The organism is Neorhizobium sp. P1_A6 (assembly GCF_056406795.1).
This window is the reverse complement of the sequence record NZ_JBFTZM010000008.1, coordinates 146787-173073: the sequence shown is the minus strand read 5'-3', so window position 1 is coordinate 173073 and position 26287 is coordinate 146787. Positions and strand designations below refer to the sequence as shown.

Sequence of the window (26287 nt, the reverse complement as noted above, 5' to 3'; positions counted from 1 at the left end):
ACCCGTAGCGATCACTCGGCAGCCGCCTTGTCGCGCAGCAGACGGCGGATGACCTTGCCGCTGGTCGTCAGTGGGATATCGTCGACGAAGGCGACCTCGCGCGGATATTCGTGCATCGACAGCCGCGTCTTCACCCAGTCACGGATCTCCAGAGCCAGCTCGTCGCTCGGACGATAGCCGGGCGCGAGCGCGATATAGGCCTTGACGATCTCGGTGCGGATCGGGTCCGGCTTGCCGACCACGGCCGCCAGCCGCACCGCCGGATGACCAGTCAGGCAGTCCTCGATCTCGCTCGGCCCGATGCGATAACCGGACGAGGTGATGACGTCGTCGTCCCGCCCGATGAACTCCACATAACCGTCACGGTCCTTGCGGCCGAGATCACCCGTGATCAGCCAGTCGCCGACGAACTTCGCTTCCGTCGCGGCTTCGTCGTTCCAGTAGCCGAGGAACATCACCGGATCGGGTCTGCGGATGGCGATCTGCCCCATCTTGCCGGCCGGCAGCTCGATGCCCCTGCCGTCGACCACCGCTACATGATGGCCCGGCACCGCCCGCCCGATCGCTCCGCCGCGCGAAACGCCGAGATTGGCGGCCGAAGACAGCACGAAATTGCATTCGGTCTGGCCGTAGAACTCGTTGACCGTCAGCCCCAGCGCCGCCTTCGCCCAGTCATAGGTCTCGCGGCCGAGCGCCTCGCCGGCCGACGCGATCGTCCGCAGCTTGAGATCGTATTTTTCGAGCGGCTTTTCGACGGATTTCAGGAGCCGCAGCGCCGTCGGCGGAATGAAGGCGTTGCGCACATCCATCTCGGCCATGATGCGAAAAGCCATGTCGGCATCAAATTTCTGGGCCGGCGAGGAGACGACCGGAATGCCGAGCATCAGCGCCGGCATCAGCACGTTGAGCAGGCCGCCCGCCCAGGCCCAGTCCGACGGCGTCCAGATCCGGTCCCCTTGCTGCGGCGCAAATTCATGCGCCAGCTGGAAACCCGGAATATGGCCGGCCAGCACCCGATGGCCGTGCAGCGCCGCCTTCGGCGGGCCGGTCGTGCCGGAGGTGAAGATCATCAACGCCGGATCGTCCGGACCGCTGTCGACGACCTCGAACACCGGAGGATGGGCGGCGATCAGCGCGTCGAGCGCCAGCAGGCCGTCGCCGGGCGGCGTATCTCCAGTGACGATCACATGCCGCAACTCCGGCAGCTTTTCGCTTAAGGCTGCCAACCGCGACAGGCCGAAGGGATTGGTGACGATCGCCGCAGCACCTGATGCTTTCAGCCGATATTCGAGCGCCTCGGCCCCGAACAGAAGCGCCAGCGGCAGGGCAATGCCGCCCATCTTGTAGATCGCCACATGCGCGATCACCGTCTCGAAACTCTGCGGCAGAAGAAGTGCGACGCGGTCGCCGGGCTTGAGGCCGAGCGCGACAAGGCCGTTCGCAAGCGAGGCGGATCGCCCGGACAGCTCGCCATAGGTCAGAGCCCGATGAGCGCCATCCGGGCTGAAATGCTGGAGACAGATGCGATCCGGAAATTTCTCCGCCCAGGCATCGCTGACCGCCTCCCCCATGTTGAATCGCTGCGGGATCTCCCAGGCGAAATCGCGAAAAAGGTCTTCATAGGACGTTCCGGCAGGCAGTTTCATGGGCAACGCTTCTATTTTTGCTGCACCAGCTAACATCCGGGATGCTTAAAATACAAGGGGGACACGGGAGGGGACCTGAGATGGCGGCCTCCGGAGGCCCAGGCGGCACGCATGTTCCGGGAGGCGCCAAAGACGGCGATCTGCCGCCGAGGATCGGGAAAAACGACATCGAGCGGCCCTGATCCGGGACAATCTCGCAGCTGCGAGGCATACGGGATTGCAACCTCACTTCACCCTTGCATGCCGGTGCGGGCCCGTGATAGAGCGCATACCGCTACCCAAGTGCCCCGTTGGCGGAATTGGTAGACGCGCCTGACTCAAAATCAGGTTCCGAAAGGAGTGCTGGTTCGATTCCGGCACGGGGCACCACATCACTTTCCGGCTTTTGATTTCCCTATGCTATTTTAGTTTTTCCCACATTGGAATTTAGGTGTGGGGAAAGTTCGATCGCAATTTGTTCCGCAACCGGTTTCGACGCCTTGATGCCTAACCGCTTGCGATCAGATTGCTTGTGCAGGTTTCGGCCTGTCTGAACGTCACCCAACCATATTGAGCTATCGATCGGTGGGGCGGGTTCCGCCGCATGAACCATGGGTCGAGAGGCCAAGCGAACTGCTGAATTCTCGCACGGCCAAACCGGTTACCTGTAGAAGATTCCGCAGTAAAGTCGGAGACCGGATTTTTGGCGTACAAACATCGTTTGCGACACCATCTTGTAGCCCCTATCTGCGAAATACTTCTTGAACGAAGGCAGGTTGTTCCAGCCGCTGATGACCCAGCCGGTGTGCTTGACGTTCCTGCTGTAGGTAAGACGCACCAACGCGCTATCGTAGTCAAGCGACGCCTGCCCGCTGTCCTTGCATTCCATCCCGGTGACAATGTCACCGCCGGCACCCAGTTTTCTGGCAAATCTGAGGGAATCCGTGCCTTTCATCCAATCGGTCGTCTCGGCCTGAGCCGGCTGGCAGAAAATAAAAGCAACGGCAAGCGCGGCGAAAAACTGCTTATTGTGAAAATGCTTCATAAAAAGACTCCCCGGATTTCCGAGACATCTATGCCAGACGAAAAAGTAGCCGACAATATCGATTGCAACTAAAAATGGGCTTCGCAGATGGCGCGCAACGCTCCGCCGTCGCGAGCCTTGCGAACGCAACCGAAAGTTCGATCGATGCCTATTCCGTCGCGCTGAAACTACGCCACCTTGCCGAAATTCGCGCCGTGCTGGCCGACAGAGGCTCGGAAGCAAGGAAGTCGACAGAGCCAGCCCCAGACTTGATCCAGGGGCATTTGGCTCGTCAGCCTCAATGCTTTATGATCTGGGATATATCGACCTGGAGCAGAGGACATTGCAAACCATCGACAACTCGTTCGGCACGAGGTTGTCACCCCTGTCTTAGGAACGATCTGTTACCTATGTCTCCGGTATGGACACTGGGAAAATGGCGCACCCGACAGGATTCGAACCTGTGACCTTTGGAATCGGAATCCAACACTCTATCCAGCTGAGCTACGGGTGCTAACCTGAAAGACGATGACTCGTCTCCGTCCGATGGTGGTTCTTAACTCAGGATGTTGCCGGCATCAATCGCCAATTTGCGGCGGATGCAAATCATCTGGTGGCGGCGTTCTATTTGTGGCATCCGCGGCTTCCGGCGGTCCTTATCCCATGGTCCTGGTACTGGCCGTTGCCTTGTCCCCGGAAAGCCCGGCCCGCAATTCAAGATAATTTGTCTTACCGCGCCGCCGCATCTGCTCTAAGTGAGGCCATGGCACCCCCGCCGGTCGAAACCATTTTAGGAGAGGCGCATGGCGCTGACAGCTTCCACACCCCGTTTCCGCGTCGGCATAGGCTACGCCATCGTCCTGACGCTCGGCATGGCGGCGACGGTCGGCGGGGCGCTGGCTTTCCAGTATATCGGCGGCTATATTCCTTGCGCGCTCTGCCTGCTGCAGCGCAATCCCTATTATTACGGCATTCCGGTCGGCATTCTCGCGATCATCGTCTCGATGATCGGCCTGCCCGCCTGGGTCACCCGCGCGCTGCTGGTCGTCATCGGCGTGATGATGCTGGTCGGCGCCGGCATGGGTGTTTATCACTCGGGCGTCGAATGGGCCTTCTGGGAAGGTCCGGCAAGCTGCGGCGGCGGGGCCGGCGTCACCACCAATGCCGGCAGCCTGCTGTCGGACCTGAACACGGTTCACGGGCCGTCCTGCACGCAGGCAGCCCTTCGCGTGCTCGGCCTCTCGTTTGCCGGCTGGAACGTGATTGCCAGCGTCATCCTGGCGGCCATCGCATTCGTCGGTGCCAAAAAGGCTGCCTGAACCACCTGATGCGGAAAGATCCGGGGCCCGACTGAACCGGGCCCCTTCCGTTTCCGGGCTATGCGCCGATCGCTTCGATCGGCCCGAACACAGGGCCGGTGTCGCGCGGATGTCTGGAACAAATTGCGCAAGCCTGCCGCTGACAAAGGCTTCGACGGTCTCTAAGATCGCCGCATGAACTTCTTCGAGAGCCTGCTCGTCCTGCTGCTTGTCGCGATCGTGCTTCTGCAGATTTCGCGCCGGCTTTCCGTGCCCTACCCGTCGATGCTGGCGCTGGCGGGTGCCGCGGTCGCGCTGGTGCCGGGCATGCCTTATATCTCGCTGGACCCGGAAACGGCGCTCGCGCTGTTCATCGCGCCGGCGCTGCTCGATGCGGCGTTCGATTTTCCGATCGGGATTGCCCGCCGGTTCTGGCTGCCGCTGCTGGTGTTTGCGATCGGCGGCGTATGCGTGACCGCGGTTGCCGTCGCCTTCGTCGGCTGGACGGTGGCCGGATTGCCGATCGCAGCGGCGCTGGTGCTCGGCGCGATCGTCGCCCCGCCGGATGCCGCCGCCGCGACGGCGGTGCTGTCGTCGATGTCGATCCCGCGCACAACCGATACGGTCCTTCGCGGCGAAAGCCTGTTCAACGATGCGGCTGCGCTGCTGATCTTCGACGCCGCTCTCTCCGTGCAATCGGCCGGCAGTCTCGATGCGGGCGTGGCGCTGCATCTTGCCGTCGCGGTGCCTGGCGGCCTGCTGCTCGGCATCCTGGCCGCCTGGGTGGTCCGGCATCTCATGCGGTTCGTCGCCGGCACGCTCGGCGGCATCCTCCTGCAGTTCGTCCAGACCTTCCTTCTCTGGATCCTCGCCGAACGGCTCGGCCTGTCGGCGGTGCTTGCCATCGTTGCCTTCGCGATGACGCTCGCGAGAAGCAGCGAAGCCCGCTCCTCGGCGCGCATGCGGGTGCAGTCCTATGCGGTCTGGACGGCCGTCGTCTTCGTTCTCAACGTCATGGCGTTCCTGCTGATGGGCATGCAGGTTCGCGACATCGTCGGCGGAATGCCGGCGGATCACCTCTGGGATGCGGCCCGCTTTTCGCTGCTGACGATCATGATCGTCATCGTCGTGCGGTTTGCGGTCTGCGTCGGCTACAATCGGCTCACCGCCTGGCATGAGCGCAGCCGCGGCAGGCCGGAACCCGCGACGACGACCCAGGCACTGCTGGCCGGCTGGTGCGGCATGCGCGGTCTGGTGACGCTTGCGACCGCCTTCGCCCTGCCTGTGGACTTTCCGCAGCGCGACGTGGTGGTGCTGACCGCTTTTTCGGTGGTGCTTGCGACCCTCGTCGTCCAGGGATTGACGCTCACCCCGATCATCCGGTGGCTCGGCCTCGACCGACGCGCCGAGGGGCATGGCGAACTCGCCGTCATCCGCGGCAAGATCGCGCTCGCCGGCCTTTCCAGGCTCGACGGTGCGACCGAAACGGAAGCCGAATTGCTGCGCTCCAAATTCCGCATCGAGCAGCTGGCCGCTTCCCGGATCGAGGACGCCAACTCTCTCGAGACCTACCGGCGGCTGGCCTTGAAGGCGATTGCCGCACAGCGGGAAGAGCTGGAAAAGCTTCGCTCCGTGCACAAGGTCAATGTCGACGAATACAATCTGCTGCTCGAAGAGATCGACTGGCGCGAGCTTTCGGTCCTGCCGGAAGATGCGCGCCGGATCGAGGAGAGCTGATCCACCCGCCAGTCAATATCGTCTCCTTTTATCGAACGAACTGTCAATCATTGTTCATCTTCCGGATACGGGCGAAATGGGGCACATACGGTCCCAGAGAATTCAACCCGCGTGTCCAACCAGAGACACCGATCCGGAGATCTGAAAATGTCCACCACTGCCACCAATTCCCTGCTTCTCGTCGGCCGCGTTCTTCTGGCCGGCATGTTCGTCATGTCCGGCTTCCAGAAGCTCGTCGATCCCGCCGGCACCGCCGGCATGATCACCGGCGCCGGCCTTCCCGCCGCCACGCTGCTCACCTATGTCGCAGGCCTCTTCGAACTGATCACCGGCCTTGCCGTGCTGACCGGCTTCCAGACGCGTATCGCAGCAATCCTGCTTGCGCTCTTCTCGGTCTTTACCGCGCTGGTCTTCCATTCCGGCGCCATCAACGTCCCGGGTTTCCCGGAGGCCGCCAACGGCCTGCTGACGGTGTTTAACAGCCTGATGATGATGAAGAACCTGACGATTGCCGGTGGGTTCCTGGCTCTCGCCGCCATCGGCGCCGGCGCATTTTCTGTCGACGCCCGCCGTGGTTCTGTCGCAATCGCTGCCTAAGCTTTCAAAATTCCCTGCCCAAGACTGCCCGCCGGATGAGAAGTCCGGCGGGTATTTTTTATGATCAATCGGTCTGGACTGCCGGCAGTTCCGTCATGTCGGGCAACCAGGAAACGGCCGAGCGGCACCAGATCTGGCGCTGCGGCTTCAACTCCGCCCGCTGGTCGATGCTGCCCCAGCGAATGCCCCAGATCCTCGCCGCCTCACCTTCGCCATTGACGAAAAGCGGCGAGCCGCATTCGGGGCAGAAATACTGCTGGCGGACGCGGCCGCTCTCGGCCACCTTGCGATAGAGCTTTGGCTCGTGCCCGGTGAGCTTCAGATCGCTTTCGGGGACGACGGCGGTGACACGAAACGGCGAGCCGCTGAGCAGCTGGCAATCGGTGCAATGGCAGATACCGACCCGCTTCGGATCGAGTTCCGCCTCATAGGTCACATGGCCGCAATGGCATCGACCGGTTACATGCATCGTCCTTCCTCCTCTTCAAAAAACTCAGAGCACGGCGCGGACTGCCTCGACGATCCTGGCGATCCGCGGATCGTCTTCGTGAGCCGGCTTGCGGGCCCTGACCAGGCAGGCTTCCGACTTCAGGATCACCCCATCCGACAGGATCTTCAGGTGATTGGCCCTAAGCGTCGATCCCGTCGAGGTGATATCGACGATGATATCCGCCTGGCCGGCGGCCGGCGCGCCTTCGGTGGCGCCGAGGCTTTCGACGATGCGGTAGAGCTGGATGCCGTGCTGGCTTGAAAAGAACTGCTGGGTGAGCCGCCAGTATTTCGTGGCGATTGCCAAACGACGGCCGTGGCGGGCGCGAAAATCCGCCGCCACGTCGCCGAGGTCGGCCATCGTTTCGACGTCGAGCCAGATTTCCGGCACCGCGACCACCACATCCGCGTGGCCGAAGCCGAGGCGGGCGCAGAATTCGACCCGTCCGTCGGCGCCGGCCATGCCTTCGCGCACCAGGTCTTCGCCGGTGACGCCGAAATCGACGGCGCCGCTCGCAAGCTCGCGGGCGATCTCGGAGGCCGAGAGATAGGCGATCTCGACGCCTTCCATGCCCTCGATGCGGCCGCGATAGGAGCGGTCGTTGCCGACGGCGGAAATGGCGAGCCCGGCGCGCTCGAAGATCTCGGATGTCTCTTCCTTGATACGGCCCTTGGAGGGCAGAGCAATGGTGATCGTGCTCATCTCAGTGCCCTCGCAGCTTCAATCCGGTCGAGCCAGAGCGAGAAACCGACCGCCGGAATATGCTCCCTGGCGCCGAGCAGGGTCAGCAGCCGGTCGAAACGGCCGCCGCCGGCAAGCACCGCGGACGACCCCGCCTCGGTCACTTCGAAAACGAGGCCGGTATAATAGTCGAGCGGACGGCCGAAGGCGGCGCGGTAGGTCATGGCGGAGAGATCGGCACCGGCATTGGCGAGTGCCGCCAGCCGGGCGTCGAAGCGGGAAACCGCCGTCCCGAGCTTCAGGCCGGCGGCATCGGCAAAACCGGCCAGAGCGGCCGGCGCTTCGGCGAGCGGCAATTGCAGCGTCAGGAACTCGCGCAGCAGCAGCAGCGCGGTGCCGTCCAGCCGGGTTTCGGCCAGTTCCAGCTTCTCCTTGAGCCTTTTTGCGATCTCGGTCGGCGAACGGCTGGCATTGGTGGAATAACCGGTTTCCTGCATGGTGCGGTCGATGCGGGCGACGAGATCCGCCTCGTTGTCCGAAGCGATCAGTTCGGCGATCTGCAGATCAAGGCCGGTGACCGGCTGGGGCTTGGCGAGCCGTTCCAGCAGCGCTTCGAGATGGGCCATGTCGCCGAACGCGTGGATCAGCCGCCGCTGCCAACCGAACGGCAGGCCGAGCGCCTTGACCACCGCCTCGAACACCGCCTGGTCGCCGAGTGTGAGCGCGAGCTTGCTGCCGGGCAGCAGCGCTTTCAGGATGCCGGTCGCATCGCCAATGGCGCGGGCGTCGGAACTGGCGATATCCTTATTCCCGAGATCCTCGATGCCGGCCTGATAGAATTCGTGGGAACCCTCGCGGCGCTGGCGAAACACTTCGCCGAGGTAAGAATACCGTTTTGGCGTGCCGGTTGCGGTTTCAATGTGTCGCAGGCAGACGGGAATGGTGAATTCCGGGCGCAGGCAGAGATTGGCGCCGGTCTCGCTTTCGGTGAGGAAAATCCGGCGGCGCAGATCCTCGCCGGCCATGTCGAGGAAGGGTTCGGCCGGCTGGATGACCGGCGTGTTGACCCGCTCGGTGCGGCGTGCGGCGAATTCGGCGAGGAGGTCGGCGGAGAAGTCGGGCATGTCGATCAGGGGCATGGGATTGCTCCGAAGATAAGTCCCCTCCCCAACCCCTCCCCACAAGGGGGAGGGACTAACCCGCGGCGCTCCAAGAGCGCAATCGCAGGCGTCACCGTATCCGGGCGAGGCAGGCCCGCGCCGCGTAAAGCCCCTCCCCCTTGTGGGGAGGGGTTGGGGAGGGGTCTACACTCAAGCATTGCCCGCCCTTTTCCGATCCTCCGCCTGAGCCGCGAGAATCTCCTTCACCTTGGCGACCAGATCCGCCTCGGGAACGGTTTCCTGCGCCACGCGGGCCTCGCGCCAGCTGGCATTGTCCTCGATCTCGCCGGAAAGGCGCTTGCCTTCGATCAGGTCCTTCAACTGCACGACGCCCTCTGCCCGCTCATCGCCGCCCTGGATGATGGCGATCGGGCAGCCGCGGCGGTCGGCATATTTCAACTGGTTGCCGAACTTCTTCCAGTTGCCCTGGTACATCTCGGCGCGGATGCCTTCGTTGCGCAGGGCCTGGGTGAAGCGCTGGTAACGGCCCATGCTCTCGACGTCGCCATCCATGACGGTCACCAGAACCGGGGCGATCACCTCGTCCTGGCCAAGCTTGCCGAGGTTCTTCAGCGCCGTCATCAGGCGCGAGACGCCGATCGAGAAACCGGTCGCCGGAACCGGCTGGCCCATGAAGCGCGACACGAGGCCATCGTATCGTCCGCCGCCGCCGACCGAACCGAACACGACTTTTTCGCCTTTTTCGTTGGTGACGTCGAAGAGAAGTTCGGCTTCGAAGACCGGGCCGGTGTAGTATTCGAGGCCGCGAACGACGGAGGGATCGATCTTGATGCGGTCGGGTCCGTAACCGGCCGCATTTACAAGGCTCTTAATCTGCTGAAGCTCTTGGAGTCCGGCCATATAATTCGAACTTATCGCCAAGTCCATTCGCTGAGTACCAAGCGCATCCGGGCTTCGCAACAACAGCATGCTATTGGGATCGTCACCTTGTCCCGATAGTATGATGTCGGGTCGCAACGACTCCAAGACGGCATCAATTTGGTTCTCCTGCAGCTTCGCGCCCTTGGTGAAATCGCCGGACTCGTCTTTGCGGCCGTCACCGAGTAGCAGCCTCACCCCTTCCGGGCCGAACTTGTCGAGCTTGTCGATAGCACGCAGAACATTCAACCGACGCCCCGCATTCTCCTCGCCGCCAAGCCCGATCGCTTCCATGACGCCATCCAGAACCTTGCGATTATTGACCCGGATCACATAATCGCCGCGCTTGATGCCAAGCGCTTCCATCGTATCGGCCATCATCATGCACATTTCGGCATCCGCCTGGACGCCCGGTGCGCCGACCGTATCGGCGTCGAACTGCATGAACTGGCGGAAACGGCCCGGGCCCGGCTTTTCGTTGCGGAAGACGTAACCGGCGCGATAGGTGCGGAACGGCAGCTGGATCTCGTTGAAGTTTTCCGCGACATGGCGGGCGAGCGGCGCGGTCAGGTCGTAGCGCAGGCTCATCCACTGGTCGTCGTCGTCCTGCAGCGAGAACACGCCCTCGTTCGGGCGGTCGCTGTCGGGCAGGAATTTTCCAAGCGCATCGGTATATTCAAACAGCGGCGTCTCGACCGGGTCGAAACCGTAACGCTCGTAGACTTCGCGGATCTTCGCGGTCATCTCGTTGGTGGCATGGATATCGGCAGCGGAACGATCGACGAAGCCGCGCGGCAGGCGGGCTTTCAGTTTCTGAGGTTTCTTGCTCTTGTCGTTCATGATCGGAATTCCATTGCCAAAGGCCCCGGAGAGGCCGGATTTGTGTGCGGTTTCTTAGAGGATAGAGGCCTGAGCGGCAAGGGCGGCGGCTGGTGAAGACGCGGACGCGATGCTATATATTATACCACTGAAGGGGCAAAGGTCATGAGCAAACGCGTCGCCATTGAAATCCCGGAGGCAATGTATGGCTTGCTCAGCCGCTATGCGGATATCCATGGCTTCGATACCGATGCCTATGTCGCGCAAGTCCTGCATCGTCATCTGGAAGATCTGCATGACATTGCTGCAGCAGATCGTGCGATGGAAGAAATTCGAAATGGTAATTCCAGTACCTACACGATGGAACAGCTTGAACGCGAGCTTGGATTAGAGAATTGAAAGCCGGCCACCGCAGCAAGGTCTATCGCTAACCCATGCTCACCGAAGCTCTCCAATACGCCGCGACCTCCTTGGTCACGCCCAAAAAATTCCGTCCCTTTATCCATTCATCGGTCAGCCTGTGGTCGCGGGCCGGACGGTGTGCGAAGGATTGGGTGGCGCATGAGGAGAACTGCAAAGCCTTCATTCGCGAAACGGCGGCCGGAATGAAGCAGCGGCGGACCTGCGTCGTGCTGGGTTCGGGCCTGCTGCGCGATGTGCCGATCGATGATCTTTCGGAAAAATTCGATACGGTGGTGCTGGTCGACCTCGTGCATCTGGCGAGCGTGCGGATGCGGCTGAAGGCGAAGCGGTTCCGAAATGTCCGGCTGATTTCGCGCGACCTCTCCGGGTTCGACGATGCGGTCACGGCCAAAATTCCGGAGCCGCTCTCCTTCCTGCGGCAGGTGCCGTATCTCGATCTCGTCGTCTCGGCCAATATCCTGTCGCAGATCGGGGTGGGATCGAAACGCCGGCTGGAGGCCGAAAACACTCCCGCGCGCGAAGAAATCTTGCAGCGACTGGTCCGGGCGCATCTCGATGGCCTTGCCGCACTGCCCTGCAAAACGGCTCTGATCACCGACACCGCCTATCGCGTCGCCGATCGGGCAGGCCAGGTGCTGGAAGAGGCCGACCTGCTCTGCGGCGTGCCGGCGCCGGCGGCGAAACGGGCCTGGACCTGGCCGGTCGCGCCTTATGGCGAACTCAGCAAGGTGTATCAGGCGGTGCACGATGTCATCGCCTTGTGATGTCCGCGCGGTTGATTTCCGCAAGGATGACCGTAGATTCAGAACCATGTCACGTTCCGCCGCCATTTTGATGTTCTTTGCCTGGCTCCTTTACGGGGCCATGCCGGCCGTCGGCATGCCTTACATGCCCGTGGCGAGCCCAGCGGCCGTGCAGGATCATTCGCAACATCACGACCATGGCAAGGCGACCGAGACGGCGAAGGCCGGGCATTCCCATGGGTCATCGCAGCAGCCATGCCCGCATGGCGGCAAGACCTGCGTGACGCCGTTATGCGCCGCCTGCCTGACGCTGCTGCCGGAACTGGCGATCGGCGGCGATGGCCGGTTCGCCCATGCCTACCCTTCGCCGGCCATCGAACAGGCGCTCGCCTCTCCGGCAACGGCGCCGCTGACGCCGCCTCCCCGAGGCTGACGTAATGTCGGTTCACCTCATCATCAAAATTCTGTCGGACACGGAAAAGGAAACCCTATGTCTGCGAAAATCATTCTCATGACCGCTGTCCTCTCCACTCTCATGACCGGCTCGCTCGCCGCGCAGGAGATGAAGGGAATGGACCACTCCAAGATGGGCACGCCGACCGGCGGCAGCCCCTCCACCAAGGGATTCGAAGATGCGAATGCCAAAATGCACAAGGACATGGCGATCCAGTATTCCGGTGATACGGATACGGATTTCGTGCGCAGCATGATCCCGCATCACCGGGGCGCAATCGACATGGCCAAGGTCGAACTTGCACACGGCAAGGATCCGGAAATCCGCAAGCTGGCGCAAGCCGTCATCAAGGCGCAGGAGGCTGAAATCGCCGACATGCAGTCCTGGTTGAAGGCGCACGGCAAGTAACAAGTCCTCATGCAGATCGGCGCCGGGCAGGCTTTCGTCTTGCCCGGCGCTTTCTTTTTCGCCATATCAGCAGGTGGAGGCAGATCCATGCGCCCGATTACCGCCATCGGCTTCGATGCCGACGATACGCTCTGGCAGAACGAACAATATTACCGGCTGACGGAGGAACATTTCGCCAGGCTGCTCGGCGAGTTTGCCGAAGGTGCGCAGATTGCCGAGCGGTTGCTCGAAGCGGAAAAGCGCAATCTTTCCCATTACGGCTTCGGCATCAAAGGGTTCACCCTGTCGATGATCGAGACGGCGATCGAAATCACCAACGGCAAGGTGCCGACCAGGACGATCAGCGAGATCCTCGATATCGGCCGCGACCTTTTGCGCCATCCGGTCGAAACCCTGCCGCATGTGGAAGAGACGCTGGAGACCTTGAACGGCGAATATCTGCTGGTGCTGATCACCAAGGGGGACCTGTTCGACCAGGAGCGCAAGCTCGCGCAATCCGGCCTCGGCGATTTCTTCGATGCGGTCGAGATCGTCAGCGAGAAAAACGCCACCACCTATCGTCGCATCTTTTCCAAAGTGGCGGACGGGCCGGAACGGGCGATGATGGTCGGCAATTCGCTGAAATCCGATATCGTGCCGGCGATTGCGGCGGGAAGCTACGGCGTGTTCGTGCCGCATGCGCTGACCTGGATCCTGGAGCACGTGGACGCGCCGACCACGGCGCCGCGCTTCCACCAGATCGAACATCTCGGCGAGCTGCCCTCGATCCTCCAGAAAATCACGGCCGCCTGAATTTCAATCTCAGTTCATCGACCTCGCGCTGGCAAAAACAGCCTTCGAGATGGTCGTTGACCATGCCCATGGCCTGCATGAAGGCGTAGACGGTGGTCGGGCCGACGAAGGTCCAGCCGCGTTTCTTCAGGGCCTTCGACAGTTGCACGGAAACCGGCGTGGTGGGGTTGGCCCGGAGCGTGGCGAGGTCCATCACAGCCGGACGCAGATGCGGGCCCGGCTCGAAGCTCCAGAAGAACTTGGCGAGCGAACCGAACTCGCGCTTCAGTTCGATGGCGCGGGCGGCGTTGTTGATGGTCGAGACGATCTTGCCGCGATGGCGGATGATGCCGGCATCGGCGAGGCAACGGGCGATGTCCTCCTCGCCGAACTGGGCGATTTTTTCGAAATCGAAACCGGCAAAGGCGGCGCGGAAATTCTCACGTTTCCTCAAGATCGTCAGCCAGGACAGGCCGGACTGGAACCCTTCGAGGCAGATCTTCTCGAACAGGCGGATATCGTCGGTCACCGGCCGACCCCATTCCTCGTCGTGATAGTGCCGATAGTCTTCGAGACCGCCATGCCAGGCGCAACGCCCCTTGCCGTCTTCGCCGACTATGATTCCCGCCTTTTCCATCCTCGCTCCCTTGCTGCAAATCTTTTGGTTAACCGGCTTTGCGCCGGCTTTAACATTGGTCAACCATGTTTCAAAACCGGGCGGTAACCCTGCCAAAAGGTTTATAGGCCGGCCGGCTTTGAATGTTCCACCCGTTTACCATTCGCTTTCACCTCGCGGTCACCATGTTCGTCAACACCGACGCCAAATTATCCAAAAGTTTGAGGGGCGTCCGGTCGGTGATTTGTAACGTGTGGATCCGATCATGAAGAAAACCCTTTTCCTGGCCTTCGGCCTTGCTGCCGCCTTTTCCAGTTCCGCCACGCTTGCCCAGGACCGCTATCGCGAACGCCCGCCCGTGGTCGTCAGCCCCGATCTTGCAGCCCCGTGGGTGATGCAGCTTGCCGGCCCGAACGGCCGCCCGGTCGTCTATCCGCGCCAGGCTGCCCAGCCGCGCCCGGTCTACCAACAACGTGAAGCCTACCAACAGCGCGAGCAGCAGCCGATGGTTCGCCGCGGCATCTTCGACCGCTCGCCGGCCCAACAGGTCGCGATGCGGCCGCAGCCGATCCGCGGCCAGATCGAACCGCAGTTCCTGCCGCAGACAGTCGCCTACGACAGCAAGGAAAAGGCCGGCACGATCGTCATCGACACCAATAACCGCTTCCTCTATCTGGTGATGGGCAATGGCCAGGCTCGCCGCTACGGCGTCGGCGTTGGCAAACCGGGCTTCGAATGGGCCGGGGAGCACCGGGTGACCCGCAAGTCCGAATGGCCGGACTGGACGCCGCCATCCGAAATGATCCAGCGCGAAGCCGTCAAGGGCCACTATCTGCCGGCCCGCATGGACGGCGGCCCGGAAAACCCGCTCGGCGCCCGCGCCATGTATCTCGGCTCGACGCTCTACCGCATCCACGGCACCAACGCCCCCTGGACGATCGGCAGCGCGGTCTCTTCCGGCTGCATCCGCATGCGCAACGAAGATGTGACGGATCTTTATGAACGGGTGAATATCGGCACCAAGGTCATCGTCATGTAATGCCGGCAATTGCCGAAGGTGAGGCGGCGGAGACACAGTCCCGCCGCCTTTTTGCCATCACATGTTCTTTATTAGACCTGTCCCTGCTTGCTTTGATGCCCGAGTCGGCTAGTTTTTGCCGCTCAAACACATCGGAGAGGATTTGGGAATGAGGACAGGCAAGACCCTTGCTATGGCCATGGGGATGGCTGGCGTGATCTTCTTTACCGCCGGGCATGCGAGCGCAATCAGCCCGGCAGCGCCGTTGATCGAACGCCCGGCAAGCGACGTGACGCTGGTCGCAATACCGCGGGAAGTGCCGGAAGAATTCAAGCGCCGCATGGTGCGCTTCTCTTCGACCGAAAAGCCCGGCACGATCATCATCGATACCAACAACAAGTTCCTCTATTATATCGAAGGCCCCAACCGGGCGACCCGCTACGGCATCGGCGTCGGGCGCGAAGGGTTCGGCTGGTCGGGCGTCGTCAATGTCGGCCGCAAGGCGGAATGGCCCTCCTGGACGCCGCCGGCCGAGATGCGCGTTCGTGAACGTCGCGCCGGCCGTATTCTGCCGGCCGTGCAGGAAGGCGGCATCGACAACCCGCTCGGCGCCCGCGCCATGTATCTCTACAAGGGCGGCCGCGACACGATCTTCCGCATCCACGGCACCAACCAGCCCTGGACGATCGGCCTCAACATGTCGTCCGGCTGCATCCGCATGATGAACAAGGATGTCGAGCATCTTTATTCGCGCGCCGACATCGGCACCAAGGTGATCGTCATCGGCCCCGGCAACCGGCAGGGGAAAGTCGATTTCGAAGATCGCGGGATCGACATTTTCGCCACTATTTTCGGCGGTTGAACCACCAAGCAAAGATCCGGAGAGCGGCGAAAGCCGCTCTTTTTCATGGGTTTAGGTTTCGTTAACCATAACTGGCTTAGCTTCGTCGGCGACTGGTGCAAAAAAAGCACAGACCGGCGATGCATCCGCCGCTAAACATTGAGTCATCAAAGAGCCAACGTCCCTCCCTGCAGGCTGATTCATGCGCAAAATTCTTTCTCTCGCCTTCGCATCCACGCTTCTCACCGCTGGTCTTGCTTATATTGCTCCGGCTCAAGCGGCCGACCTGACCCCGGCCAATCCCGCCTATGTCGCCCCCGTCAGCACCGGAGGATTTGAAGTCTCCGTTTACGGCGGCTACGAATTCGCGCCGCATTCCCATGTGGACGTGTCCGACGGACCGGATTTCGCAGCCGGCTGGGATACCAATCCCTTCCAGATGCCTCCCTACTGGGGTGTCCGCGGCACCTACTGGTTCGATGGCGGCGCCCTCTCGAACTGGGGCGTTTCGCTCGATTACACCCACGCCAAGGTTTATGCCGACGACGAAACGATGGCCAAGGCCGGCGGCTGGAGCGTCTTCGAATTTACCGACGGCCTCAACCTCCTGACGGTCAACGCGCTCTACAAGTTCCCGATCGAGGGCAGCCGGTGGACGCCTTATGTCGGCGCCGGCGTCGGTATCAACGTGCCGCACGTCGAAGTGACCCGCGCTTCCGGCCGCACCTTCGAATATCAGTTCGGCGGCGCGACGATCCAGGCCCAGGCCGGCGTGAAGTACCAGCTGACCGAAAAGTGGGCGATGTTTGCCGAATACAAGGGCAACTACTCGTTCGTGGACGTGGATATCGACAGCGGCGCTTCTCTGAAGACCAACATCCTGACGCACGCCATCAACCTTGGCGTCTCCTACAAGTTCTAAGGCTTCAGGCCTATGTCGAAAAAGCCGGCGATTTCGCCGGCTTTTTTATTGGGTCTTTTTATCTGGCCGGGATCTTTTCCGGCTTCGGTCCGCCATAGGCCCAGTCCAGAAGCTCCACCGTGTGCAGGATCGGGATTGTGGTGCCGGAGGCGATCTGGGTGATGCAGCCGATATTGCCGGTGGCGATCACGTCCGCCTTGGTGGCCTCGATATTCCTGACCTTGCGGGCCTTCAACTGCTCCGAGATTTCCGGCTGCAGGATATTGTAGGTGCCGGCCGAACCGCAGCAGAGATGCCCTTCCCCCGGGTCGCGGACGGTGAAGCCCGCCGCCTTCAGGAGGTTCTTAGGCGCCATGGTGATCTTCTGACCGTGCTGCATCGAACAGGCGGAGTGATAGGCGACGTTGAGCCGCTTCGGCTCCAGCCTCGGCAGGTCGAGCGTCGACAGATATTCGGTAATGTCCCTGGCAAGGCTCGAAACCTTTGCCGCCTTGTCCGCATAGGCCGGATCAAGGCGAAGCATGTGGCCGTAGTCCTTGATCGTCGTGCCGCAGCCGGACGCGGTGATGATGATCGCGTCGAGCCCGCCACTGTCGATTTCGCGCGTCCAGACATCGACATTGCGGCGGGCAAAATCGAGCGCCTGCTCTTCACGGCCCATGTGGTGAACGAGCGCGCCACAGCAGCCCTCGCCCTCCGGCACCACGACTTCGACACCGAACCGGGCGAGAAGCCGCAGCGTGGCGTCGTTGATACCCGGATCAAGTACAGGCTGGGCGCAACCTGACAGGATCGCTACGCGGCCGCGCCTTTCTGCCTCAGGCGCACGAGTGCCGGGGTTTGCGGAATCGGAAACCTTGGCGGCGGATTTCGGCGCGAGGTCCAGCATTGCTCCCAACGGCCTTAGTGCCTGGACCCGCTTCAGGAGCGGCGCTAGAGGCCGGCCGAGCCTTGCAAAGCCGAGCGCGGTGCGGAAGCGGGCGGGATAGGGCAGCACGGCGGCAAGCAGGCTGCGGATCAGGCGGTCGACCAGCGGGCGGCGGTAGGTGTTTTCGATATGGATGCGGGCATGGTCGACCAGATGCATATAGTCGACGCCGGACGGACAGGTGGTGACGCAGGCAAGGCAGGAGAGACAGCGGTCGATATGGGTAACCACTTCCTCGTCCGCCGGCCTGCCGTTTTCCAGCATGTCCTTGATCAGGTAGATACGGCCGCGCGGGCTGTCGAGTTCGTTGCCGAGCGTCACGTAGGTGGGACAGGTGGCGGTGCAGAAGCCGCAATGGACGCAACGACGAAGGATCTGCTCGGATTCGGCCACATGCGGATCGGCAAGCTGAGCCAGGGTGAAGTTGGTTTGCATTTAATGGATATCCCTCGCGGAAGCTGCGTGTCGATCGGTGGCACTGCGTCCTGAAGCACACCCCCCTCTGTCCTGCCGGACATCTCCCCCACAAGGGGGGAGATCGAATCGCGGCAATGTCTCGCCAATTTCGACAGCGGTGATGGAGGCGGTATCGGCGCGCCCAGCCGATCTCCCCACCTGTGGGGGAGATGGCCGGCAGGCCAGAGGGGGGTGCCTGGGCACGACCGAAGACATATTCATCACCCCATCTTCCCCGGGCAAAAGATCCCCGCCGGGTCGAGTTTCTGTTTGACGCGGGCGGACAACAGCGCCACCGCATCCGGCAGCGGCTCGAAAGCCTGTGTCCCCGCGCGCACCGCATCCGACGCCCGCAGCAGCGTCGCATGGCCGCCGCCGAGAGCACGGATATAGCGGCGTAGCAGTTCGGCTTCCGGGTCTGCCTCCATGCGCATCCAGACCAACCCGCCCTGCCAATCGTAATAAGCATCGACGCCGGCTTCGAGTCGGAGGGCGGCGACGAGCTGATGGCCTGCAGATGGCGCGATCGAGACGCGCCAGACGGGCTTCAAAGTTCCATCCGAATAGGGATAGACATCGCGGATCTGGCGCCAGAGCGTTTGGCTCTGCTCCAGGCCGAGCCGCGAGACCGGACCGAAGGCCTCCATGACGGCAGCGAGTTTTTCGGCACGCACGGAAACCGACGCGCCAAGGCCTTCAAGCCGCAGGACAGTCGCTTCGCCTTCCGGCAATCCACCGCCGAGGAAACGGAACCGGACGGTCTGAGGCAGGTGGGCGGCGCCCGATACTTCGACCGGCAGCGCCATCGCCGCCGCCATCGCCTTTGCGGCGGCCGCGTCGTCGAGGCCGGAGATGACGATGGTCTCCACCGTCTGCGGCACCGGCAACACCCGAAAAGTCACCTCGGTCAGAAAACCGAGCGTGCCGTGCGAGCCGGCGAGCAGTTTGACGAGATCGAGGCCGGTGACGTTCTTCATCACCCGTCCGCCGGCGCGGATCGCCTCGCCCCGGCCATTGATGAAGCGGATGCCGAGCAGGCTGTCGCGGGCAGCACCCGAGACGAAACGGCGCGGGCCGGAGACATTGGCGGCAAACACACCGCCGATCGTCGGTTCGCCGAGCGTGCCCATCACGCCGCGATGATCCATCGGCTCGAAGGCCATCATCTGCCGGTTGGCGGCAAGCGCCGTCTCTATCTCGGCGACCGGCGTACCGGCTTTGACCGTCATCACCATTTCCGCCGGCTCGTAGTCGACAATTCCGGAAAGGCCGGTCGAGTTCATCATTTCGGCAGGCTCGACGGAGTTGCCGAAACCGGCGCGGGTATTGCCGCCGCACAGCGCAAGCTTCTTGCCGTCGCCGGCGGCATTGCGGATGATATAGGCGGCGTCCGCCTCGGAATTGGGTATCAGCGTCATGCGGCCGGCCGTCCATCGAGCGGGAAGACCTTCGACGGATTGAGAATCCAGCCTTCGTCGAAGGCGTAACGCACCGCCATCTGCTGGTTGAGGTCAGCCTCCGAATACTGGTGGCGCATCAGGTCGCGTTTTTCGATGCCGACGCCGTGTTCGCCGGTCAGGCAACCGCCGGCATCGACGCAGAGCTTCAGGATCTCGTTGCCGGCCTCTTCGGCCCTGGCCGCATCCTCGGGGTCGTTGGCATTGAACAGGATCAGCGGATGCATGTTGCCGTCGCCGGCATGGAAAACGTTGGCGACCCTGAGCCCAAAGCGGTCGACGATTTCGGAGGTCTTGTTGAGCACATAGGAGAGCTTGCCGAGCGGCACCGTGCCGTCCATGCATATGTAATCGGCGATGCGGCCGGTGGCGCCGAAGGCAGACTTGCGGCCTTTCCAGATCAGCGCCGCCTCGGTTGCCGACTGGCTTTCGCGCACCGTCTTGACGCCGTGGCGTCCAGCGATCTCGACGATCGCCTTCAGCATCGCATCCATTTCGGCTTCCGAACCTTCGACTTCGACGATCAGCAGCGCTTCCACGTCGAGCGGATAACCGGCATGGGCGAAGGCTTCGCAGATCTCGATCGCCGGCTTGTCCATGAATTCGATGGCGACCGGAATGATGCCGGAACCGATGATATCGGCAACGCAGGCACCTGCGTGTTCGGACGTATCGAAGCCGAACAGGACCGGGCGGGCGCCTTCCGGCTTGGCGATCAGCCGAACCACGGCCTCGGTGACGATGCCGAGCTGGCCTTCCGAACCGCAGACGAGGCCAAGCAGGTCGTAACCCGCCGCATCCAGATGTTTGCCGCCGAGCTCGATCACCGTGCCGTCGACCAGCACCATCTTCACGCCGAGCAGGTTGTTTGTGGTGACGCCGTATTTCAGACAGTGGGCGCCGCCGGAATTCATGCCGATATTGCCGCCAATGGTGCAGGCGAGCTGCGAGCTCGGGTCCGGCGCATAGAAAAACCCGTCGATGCCGACCGCTTCGGAAATGTTGAGGTTGGTGACGCCGGCCTGCACGGTGGCGGTGCGGTTGGCGTAGTCGACTTCCAGGATGCGCGACATCTTGGACAGGCCGAGCACGACCGCATCCTCCTGCGGGATGGCGCCGCCGGAAAGCGAGGTGCCGGCCCCGCGCGGCACGATCGGAATGCCATAACGATGACAGTATTTCATCACCGCGGCTACCTGCGCCGTGGTCTTCGGCAGGGCGACGGCGAGCGGCAGGCGGCGATAGGAGACGAAGGCGTCCGTCTCGAAAGGCACCAGCTCGCGCGCCTCATGGACCAGGCATTCGGGCGGCAGAAGCTCGGTCAGGTCGGCAATGATCGCCGCCCGGCGCGACAGCACCGCCTCGCGAGGCTTTAGAAAACTGATCGTATCGGCCACCGGCTCCTCCTAAAGACATTCAACTGGTATACTTTTTTTACCAGTGATACAAGAAGCGCGGAACGCCCGGCTGTGGCACCCGATGGAGACGGCAAAGTTGACGCATGAGCTTTTCGCGCCGGTGCCGCATGGTCGAACTGCGGACGAGGTCATCCTGCAGATCGAGAGCCTGATTCTCAACGGCGTGCTGCGCGACGGCGACCGCCTGCCGGGCGAGCGCGAGCTGGCGCAGAGGTTCGACGTTTCCCGGCCGATCCTGCGGGAGGCGCTGAAAGAGCTTGAGGCACGCGGGCTGCTGGTGAGCCAGCATGGCGGCGGCACTTACGTGGCCGATATCGTCGGCCAGATCTTCTCGCCGCCGCTGGTCGCCCTGATCCGCCGGCATCAGCGGGCGGTTCACGACTATCTGGAATATCGTCGCCAGCTCGAAGGCATGACGGCGGAACTTGCCGCCGAACGTGCGACGGACACCGACAAGCAACTCATCGAGCGCATCCTGGAGACGATGCGCAGTGCGCATCGGGACGGGCGTTTCGAGGACGAGCTGACATCCGACGTCGAATTCCACAATGCCATCGGCGACGCAGCGCATAACATCATTCTCATGCACACCCTGCGCGCCTGCTACCGGCTGCTCAGCGATGGGATCTTTTACAACCGCCGCGTCATCTTCAATGTCGGTAGCGCCCATGATGCCGTGATGACGCAACACGAGGCGATCGGCCAGGCGATACTGGACGGCGATCCTGCAAAGGCCCGAAAGGCTGCGGAAGACCATATCGACTTCATCTCCAAGGTCACCAACGAGGCCGAACGCACGGGAGAATGGAGCCGAATCGCACAACTCAGGATGATTCAGACCACGATCTGAGGCCCCTCCTCCTGATGGCCGGACGTCATGCACAGCTACAATTGAACACCTGTGCAAATTTCTATTGACGTGAAACCAAGTGGCCTCACAATGGTTATCGCTTCCGTGGTGGTTATCCACCGTGATTCTTGTCAAAAGAAGCCGCTGAGGGTCGTTAATCCTCGCGCAAGCATTATATTAGTAAATTACCATTTGCTGGAGGACTAAACAGAAATTGGGCTTGATGGATCGGGTTACGAGCAATCTCAGGTTGATGCTGCAGCGGCCGCCGCGGCAGCAATATGCTGCGCTTTGCTACCGGATAAAAAAGAAGCCGGGACAACTCGAGGTTCTTGTTGCGACCAGCCGCGATACCGGCCGCTGGGTCGTGCCCAAGGGCTGGCCGATGACCGACAAGAAGGCTCACCAGGTGGCCGAACGCGAAGCGTTCGAAGAGGTTGGCGTCAAGGGCAAGGTGGAGAAGGAACCGCTCGGTTTCTATCACTACCGCAAGACCCTCGATAACGGCCTGAAGATCCCTGTGCGGGTGCAGGTCCATGCGCTCGAAGTGGACGAATGCCTGAAAAGCTATCCGGAAAAGGGCTCTCGAACACTGGAATGGGTTTCCTGCGAAGAGGCCGCGATGCGCGTCAATGAGCCGGAACTGAAGATTCTCTTCCTGCAGTTTGCCGAACGAATGCAGCCGCGCGTTCCGCAGCTTGCAATCAAGGCTGCAAGTTAGAGCGCTTCGAAGCACCTTCACAATTCCGCAATATTGCCTTCGCCTGCGCTCGCTATTAAGCGATAGGTATTGATTTCTTCCCCGAGGCGGAGACGGCAGGCAAGTTCCGTTCTCGCGCCTCACTTTTCACCCAAGGATGGAGATATGGGCCAAAGAAGGCCGCGCCTGGCGAAGCCGACGCTCGACAAGGATTTGGAGAAATTCTCCTCCGTGGAGGAAGCCGCCCGACAGATGTCGCGCGGGCTTGCCGCACCGGGAACGGCGCTGCTGTTCATCATCCTCGTCGCCATCTTTGCAGCCGCCTACGTGACGGGCAAACCCGGCGCCGTCGTCGTCATCGCCGCCTCCGGCCTTGCCGCCTACATGGCGATGAACATCGGCGCCAACGACGTCACCAACAATATCGGCGCGGCCGTCGGCGCCCGTGCCATGACCATGACCTTCGGTCTCGGGCTTGCGGCCGTCTTCGAAGTGGCAGGTGCCGTGATCGCCGGCCGGGGCGTCGCCAACACGATCGCCAACGGCATCATGCAGGGCGGCATGATCACCAGCCCCGACGTGCTGATATGGGCGATGATGGCGGCACTCCTCTCGGCCGCGGTGCTGATCAACGTCGCGACCTGGCTCGGCACACCGATATCCACCACCCATTCGATCGTCGGCGGGGTCATGGGCGCCGGGATCGCGGCCGCCGGACTTTCCGCAGTCAAGTGGGGAACGATTGCGGGCATCACCGCGAGTTGGGTCTTTTCGCCGATCCTCGGCGCCGTCATCGCCGCCGCCTTCCTGTTCTTCGTCAAGGAAACCATCATCTACCGCGAGGACAAGATCGCCGCGGCGAAAAAATGGGTGCCGGTGCTGATCGGCGTGATGACCGGCGCCTTTGCGGGCTACCTGGCGCTGCTCGGGCTGGGAGAACTGGTGGACGTCTCAACGCCGGTCGCGACGCTGATCGCCCTGTTGACGGGCCTCGCCGCCTGGCGCCTGCTGATCCCGGTGATCGCCCGGCAGGCCGAAGGGCTCGAAAACCGCAACCAGTCGCTTCGCACGCTCTTTCGCATTCCGCTCATCCTTTCTGCAGCGCTACTCTCGTTCGCGCATGGCGCCAACGACGTTTCGAACGCCATCGGTCCGCTTGCCGCAATCGTTTCGGCAGCGCAAAGAGGCATTTCGGCCGGGGTGCACATTCCGCTGTGGGAACTGATCATCGGCGGCCTCGGCATCTCGCTCGGCCTGTTGCTTTACGGCCCGAAGCTGGTCCGGCTGGTCGGCGCCGAAATCACCAAGCTCAATCCGATGCGCGCCTATTGCGTCTCGCTGTCGACGGCACTGACCGTGATCGTCGCATCCTGGATCGGGCTGCCGGTCTCCTCGACCCATATTGCCGTCGGTGCGGTGTTCGGCGTCGGCTTTTTCCGCGAATGGTATACCCGCCATTCCCGCCGCCGCTTCGAATACATGCGGGTGCGGGCCGGCAAGGACCTCGATACCACCGAGCCCTTCGAGCGCAATGACGATGAGCTGAAACGGCGTTACCTGGTGCGGCGCTCGCATTTCTTGAGCATCATCGCGGCCTGGATGATAACCCTTCCGGCGGCCGCAACCCTTGCGGCGCTGATCGCCACCGCTATGTTCGCGCTGTTCGTCTAGCTTCGAGGTTTCCATGCGCGCGAATTTCCGGATGCAGAGGCTGTTCATCGAGGCGCCCCTCGGCGGCGGTGCCCGCCATGAAGTGTCGTCGGAGCAGTTTAACTATCTCGCCAACGTGCTGAGGATGGAGGAAGGTTCGGCAATCCTGCTCTTCAACGGCCGCGACGGCGAATGGAAGGCGAGGATCACCTATCCGACCCGAAAGAAGATCGTGCTGGAGGCGATCGAGGAAACCCGGCCGCAGCCGCCGGCCTCCGATCTGCATTATCTTTTCGCGCCGCTGAAGGTCGGCCGCCTCGACTATCTGGTGCAGAAGGCGGTCGAGATGGGTGCAGGGTTCATCCAGCCGGTGATGACCCAGCATGTGCAGGGCAAGATCACCAGCATGGACCGGCTTCAGGCGAACGTGGTGGAGGCCGCCGAGCAGTGCGGCATTTTGTCGGTGCCGGAGGTCGCGCCGCCAAAGAAACTCGGCGACCTGCTCGACACCTGGCCCCACGATCGGCGCATCATCTTCTGCGACGAAGGCGACGAGGGCCAGAACCCGCTGCCGATCCTTACGGCAATCAAGGAGACAAAGCTGGCGCTGCTGGTCGGGCCGGAAGGCGGATTTTCGGACGAGGAAAGGGAAAGGCTGCGTTCGCTTTCCTTCGTCACCGCGATACCGCTCGGGCCCCGGATATTAAGGGCGGATACGGCCGCGGTGGCGGCGCTCGCAGTCATCCAGGCAGCGGTCGGCGACTGGCGGTGACCCGCTTGACATGACGGCCTTGAAATTCTGAATCTATCTTGAAAGAAATTCACTTGCAGCGCACATCAATCCGGTCCAATCAGCCGGCTATCCGTCTAGATCAGGCATTCCGAGCAAGGTAATTTTCATGGCCCGCGATACGACCGACCAGACACCGCTGACCTCGGTGTCCGAGCTTTCCGCCTACCTGGCGAAGGGAGCTCGGCCGAAGCAAGATTTCCGCATCGGCACGGAGCATGAAAAATTCGCCTTTTTCCGGGCGGACAACAGTCCGGTTCCCTATTTCGGCGACGCCAGCATTTCCGCGCTGCTGAAAGGCATGGAAAAGAAGCTCGGCTGGGAGCCGATCATGGACGGCGAGAACATCATCGGGCTCGGCGAGCAGTCCGGCATGGGGGCGATTTCCATCGAGCCCGGCGGCCAGTTCGAGCTTTCCGGCGCACCGGTCGAGAGCATCCACCAGACCTGTCGGGAATCCAACCAGCATCTCGCGGTTCTGCGCGAGATCGCCGAACCGATGGGCATTCGTTTTCTCGGCATCGGCGGCAGCCCGAAATGGACGCTCGCGGAAACCCCGCGCATGCCGAAATCCCGCTACGACATCATGACGCGCTACATGCCGAAGGTCGGTTCCAAGGGCCTCGACATGATGTACCGCACCTGCACGATCCAGGTGAACCTCGACTTCTCCTCGGAGGAGGACATGGCCGCCAAGATGCGCGTGTCGATGAAGCTGCAGTCGATCGCGACCGCGCTGTTTGCGTCCTCCCCGTTCACCGAAGGCAAGCCGAACGGGCTGGTCTCCTGGCGTGGCGACATCTGGCGGGACACCGACAACCAGCGCTCCGGTGTGCTGCCCTTCGTGTTCAGGCCAGATTTCGGCTTTGCCGACTATGTGGAATGGGCGCTGGACGTGCCGATGTATTTTATCGTCCGCGACGGCAAATACCACGACTGCACGCATGTCACCTTCCGCCAGTTCATGAACGGCGCCCTCAAGGGCGAGGTCAAGGACTGGGAACCCACCATGGGCGACTGGACCAACCACCTTTCCACCCTCTTCCCAGATGTCCGCCTGAAGCGCTTCCTCGAAATGCGCGGCGCCGACGGCGGCCCGTGGCGGCGGATCTGTGCTCTGCCGGCCTTCTGGGTCGGCCTGCTCTACGACGACACGGCGCTTGCCGACGCCGAAACACTGACGGCCGACTGGACGGTCGAGGACGTCATCGCCATGCGCGATGCCGTGCCGGCGAAGGGCCTGAAGGCTGAAATCAAGGGCAAGTCGGTGCTCGACGTCGCCCGCGAGGCGGTGGCGATCTCCAAGGCGGGTTTGAAGGCGCGGGCGCGGCTGAACGGCGAAGGCCAGGACGAAAGCATCTTCCTGCAACCGCTTGACGAAGTGCTTGCCAAGAAGACGACCATGGCAGACGACATGCTGTCTCTCTACCACGGCCGCTGGAACGGTTCGGTCGAGCCGGTGTTCGAGGAATACCAATACTGATGCGAGATTGAGATCGGTTCTAAAAACCGGTTTCCGTTCAGCACTTTCT

26 protein-coding genes and 2 tRNA genes are annotated in these 26287 nt (G+C 62.2%); 17 read left to right on the top strand and 11 right to left on the bottom strand.

All coding sequences use genetic code 11. From position 1 onward, the window contains the following. Positions 1-11 precede the first annotated feature (11 nt). A complete protein-coding gene (locus AC1D3C_RS17825; protein WP_477483814.1) occupies positions 12-1646 on the bottom strand; it encodes an AMP-binding protein in 1635 nt (544 codons plus the stop codon). A 284-nt stretch (positions 1647-1930) separates the two neighbouring features. Here AC1D3C_RS17825 and AC1D3C_RS17820 point away from each other — a divergent pair. Then, a tRNA-Leu gene (locus AC1D3C_RS17820) sits at positions 1931-2015 on the top strand. 271 nt (positions 2016-2286) lie between these two features. Here the strand turns inward: AC1D3C_RS17820 and AC1D3C_RS17815 are convergent. Then, a complete protein-coding gene (locus tag AC1D3C_RS17815; protein ID WP_477483813.1) occupies positions 2287-2670 on the bottom strand; it encodes a hypothetical protein in 384 nt (127 codons plus the stop codon). Positions 2671-3086: 416 nt separating this feature from the next. Further along, positions 3087-3163 (bottom strand) — tRNA-Arg (locus AC1D3C_RS17810). Positions 3164-3452: 289 nt separating this feature from the next. Between AC1D3C_RS17810 and AC1D3C_RS17805 the strand changes: the two genes are divergently transcribed. The 3 genes from AC1D3C_RS17805 (at position 3453) to AC1D3C_RS17795 (ending at position 6281) form a co-directional block, all read left to right on the top strand. Next, positions 3453-3968, top strand: coding sequence for a disulfide bond formation protein B (locus AC1D3C_RS17805; protein WP_477483812.1), 516 nt, complete (start codon positions 3453-3455; stop codon positions 3966-3968). Between the two features lie 174 nt (positions 3969-4142). After that, entirely contained in the window at positions 4143-5684 is a 1542-nt protein-coding gene (locus AC1D3C_RS17800) for a cation:proton antiporter (protein ID WP_477483811.1), read from the top strand. Between the two features lie 147 nt (positions 5685-5831). Next, the gene (locus AC1D3C_RS17795; RefSeq protein WP_477483810.1) at positions 5832-6281 is read left to right on the top strand and encodes a DoxX family protein; all 450 of its coding nucleotides are present in this window, start codon (positions 5832-5834) and stop codon (positions 6279-6281) included. A gap of 64 nt (positions 6282-6345) precedes the next feature. Here the strand turns inward: AC1D3C_RS17795 and AC1D3C_RS17790 are convergent, their stop codons facing one another. The 4 genes from AC1D3C_RS17790 to hisS form a co-directional block, all read right to left on the bottom strand. Continuing rightward, on the bottom strand, positions 6346-6750 hold the full coding sequence (locus AC1D3C_RS17790) for a GFA family protein (RefSeq protein WP_477483809.1): 405 nt from the start codon (positions 6748-6750) through the stop codon (positions 6346-6348). Between the two features lie 24 nt (positions 6751-6774). Next, entirely contained in the window at positions 6775-7473 is a 699-nt protein-coding gene (hisG, locus tag AC1D3C_RS17785; protein ID WP_477483808.1) for an ATP phosphoribosyltransferase, read from the bottom strand. Next, positions 7470-8591, bottom strand: a complete 1122-nt coding sequence (locus AC1D3C_RS17780) for an ATP phosphoribosyltransferase regulatory subunit (RefSeq protein WP_477483807.1) — start codon at positions 8589-8591, stop codon at positions 7470-7472. Before AC1D3C_RS17780 ends, hisG begins: the two co-directional genes overlap by 4 nt. Positions 8592-8762: 171 nt before the next feature. Then, positions 8763-10331 (bottom strand): histidine--tRNA ligase, encoded by a 1569-nt coding sequence (gene hisS / locus AC1D3C_RS17775; RefSeq protein ID WP_477483806.1) that lies wholly within the window; start codon positions 10329-10331, stop codon positions 8763-8765. 144 nt (positions 10332-10475) lie between these two features. Here hisS and relB point away from each other — a divergent pair, with 144 nt between their 5' ends. The 5 genes from relB to AC1D3C_RS17750 all read left to right on the top strand — a co-directional run bounded on the left by relB (position 10476) and on the right by AC1D3C_RS17750 (position 13130). Continuing rightward, entirely contained in the window at positions 10476-10709 is a 234-nt protein-coding gene (gene relB, locus AC1D3C_RS17770; RefSeq protein ID WP_172746650.1) for a type II toxin-antitoxin system RelB family antitoxin, read from the top strand. A gap of 35 nt (positions 10710-10744) precedes the next feature. Next, entirely contained in the window at positions 10745-11497 is a 753-nt protein-coding gene (locus AC1D3C_RS17765) for a hypothetical protein (RefSeq protein ID WP_477483805.1), read from the top strand. Positions 11498-11543: 46 nt separating this feature from the next. Continuing rightward, positions 11544-11909, top strand: a complete 366-nt coding sequence (locus AC1D3C_RS17760) for a hypothetical protein (RefSeq protein ID WP_477483804.1) — start codon at positions 11544-11546, stop codon at positions 11907-11909. Positions 11910-11966: 57 nt separating this feature from the next. Continuing rightward, entirely contained in the window at positions 11967-12338 is a 372-nt protein-coding gene (gene copM, locus AC1D3C_RS17755; protein ID WP_477483803.1) for a CopM family metallochaperone, read from the top strand. A gap of 87 nt (positions 12339-12425) precedes the next feature. Beyond that, positions 12426-13130: an HAD family hydrolase gene (locus tag AC1D3C_RS17750; protein ID WP_038548757.1), complete on the top strand. Its 705-nt coding sequence runs from the start codon at positions 12426-12428 to the stop codon at positions 13128-13130. Here AC1D3C_RS17750 and AC1D3C_RS17745 read toward each other — a convergent pair. Continuing rightward, the gene (locus tag AC1D3C_RS17745; RefSeq protein WP_038540148.1) at positions 13117-13746 is read right to left on the bottom strand and encodes a DNA-3-methyladenine glycosylase I; all 630 of its coding nucleotides are present in this window, start codon (positions 13744-13746) and stop codon (positions 13117-13119) included. The genes AC1D3C_RS17750 and AC1D3C_RS17745 overlap by 14 nt on opposite strands. A 241-nt stretch (positions 13747-13987) precedes the next feature. Here AC1D3C_RS17745 and AC1D3C_RS17740 point away from each other — a divergent pair, with 241 nt between their 5' ends. From AC1D3C_RS17740 to AC1D3C_RS17730, 3 genes are all read left to right on the top strand, one after another. Then, positions 13988-14764, top strand: a complete 777-nt coding sequence (locus tag AC1D3C_RS17740; protein WP_477483869.1) for a L,D-transpeptidase — start codon at positions 13988-13990, stop codon at positions 14762-14764. A 148-nt stretch (positions 14765-14912) separates the two neighbouring features. Further along, the gene (locus AC1D3C_RS17735; protein WP_477483802.1) at positions 14913-15605 is read left to right on the top strand and encodes a L,D-transpeptidase; all 693 of its coding nucleotides are present in this window, start codon (positions 14913-14915) and stop codon (positions 15603-15605) included. 181 nt (positions 15606-15786) lie between these two features. Further along, positions 15787-16506 carry an outer membrane protein gene (locus AC1D3C_RS17730; RefSeq protein WP_477483801.1) on the top strand — a complete coding sequence of 240 codons (720 nt, stop codon included), beginning with the start codon at positions 15787-15789 and terminating at the stop codon, positions 16504-16506. 58 nt (positions 16507-16564) lie between these two features. Here AC1D3C_RS17730 and glcF read toward each other — a convergent pair whose 3' ends face one another. The 3 genes from glcF to AC1D3C_RS17715 form a co-directional block, all read right to left on the bottom strand. Continuing rightward, a complete protein-coding gene (gene glcF / locus AC1D3C_RS17725) occupies positions 16565-17869 on the bottom strand; it encodes a glycolate oxidase subunit GlcF (protein ID WP_477483800.1) in 1305 nt (434 codons plus the stop codon). A 242-nt stretch (positions 17870-18111) separates the two neighbouring features. Then, complete coding sequence (locus AC1D3C_RS17720) at positions 18112-19308, bottom strand: FAD-binding protein (protein ID WP_477483799.1); 1197 nt, start codon at positions 19306-19308, stop codon at positions 18112-18114. After that, positions 19305-20744 (bottom strand): FAD-linked oxidase C-terminal domain-containing protein, encoded by a 1440-nt coding sequence (locus AC1D3C_RS17715; RefSeq protein WP_477483798.1) that lies wholly within the window; start codon positions 20742-20744, stop codon positions 19305-19307. Before AC1D3C_RS17715 ends, AC1D3C_RS17720 begins: the two co-directional genes overlap by 4 nt. 97 nt (positions 20745-20841) lie before the next feature. On the opposite strand from AC1D3C_RS17715, the gene AC1D3C_RS17710 reads away from it, so the two are divergent. The 5 genes from AC1D3C_RS17710 (at position 20842) to AC1D3C_RS17690 (ending at position 26238) form a co-directional block, all read left to right on the top strand. Then, positions 20842-21615 (top strand): FadR/GntR family transcriptional regulator, encoded by a 774-nt coding sequence (locus tag AC1D3C_RS17710; RefSeq protein ID WP_477483797.1) that lies wholly within the window; start codon positions 20842-20844, stop codon positions 21613-21615. A gap of 214 nt (positions 21616-21829) precedes the next feature. Continuing rightward, the gene (locus AC1D3C_RS17705) at positions 21830-22336 is read left to right on the top strand and encodes an NUDIX hydrolase (RefSeq protein WP_105418566.1); all 507 of its coding nucleotides are present in this window, start codon (positions 21830-21832) and stop codon (positions 22334-22336) included. Between the two features lie 144 nt (positions 22337-22480). Next, complete coding sequence (locus tag AC1D3C_RS17700) at positions 22481-23986, top strand: inorganic phosphate transporter (protein ID WP_477483796.1); 1506 nt, start codon at positions 22481-22483, stop codon at positions 23984-23986. Between the two features lie 13 nt (positions 23987-23999). Continuing rightward, entirely contained in the window at positions 24000-24737 is a 738-nt protein-coding gene (locus tag AC1D3C_RS17695) for a 16S rRNA (uracil(1498)-N(3))-methyltransferase (protein ID WP_477483795.1), read from the top strand. A gap of 127 nt (positions 24738-24864) precedes the next feature. Further along, on the top strand, positions 24865-26238 hold the full coding sequence (locus tag AC1D3C_RS17690) for a glutamate--cysteine ligase (protein WP_477483794.1): 1374 nt from the start codon (positions 24865-24867) through the stop codon (positions 26236-26238). Positions 26239-26287: the final 49 nt, after the last annotated feature.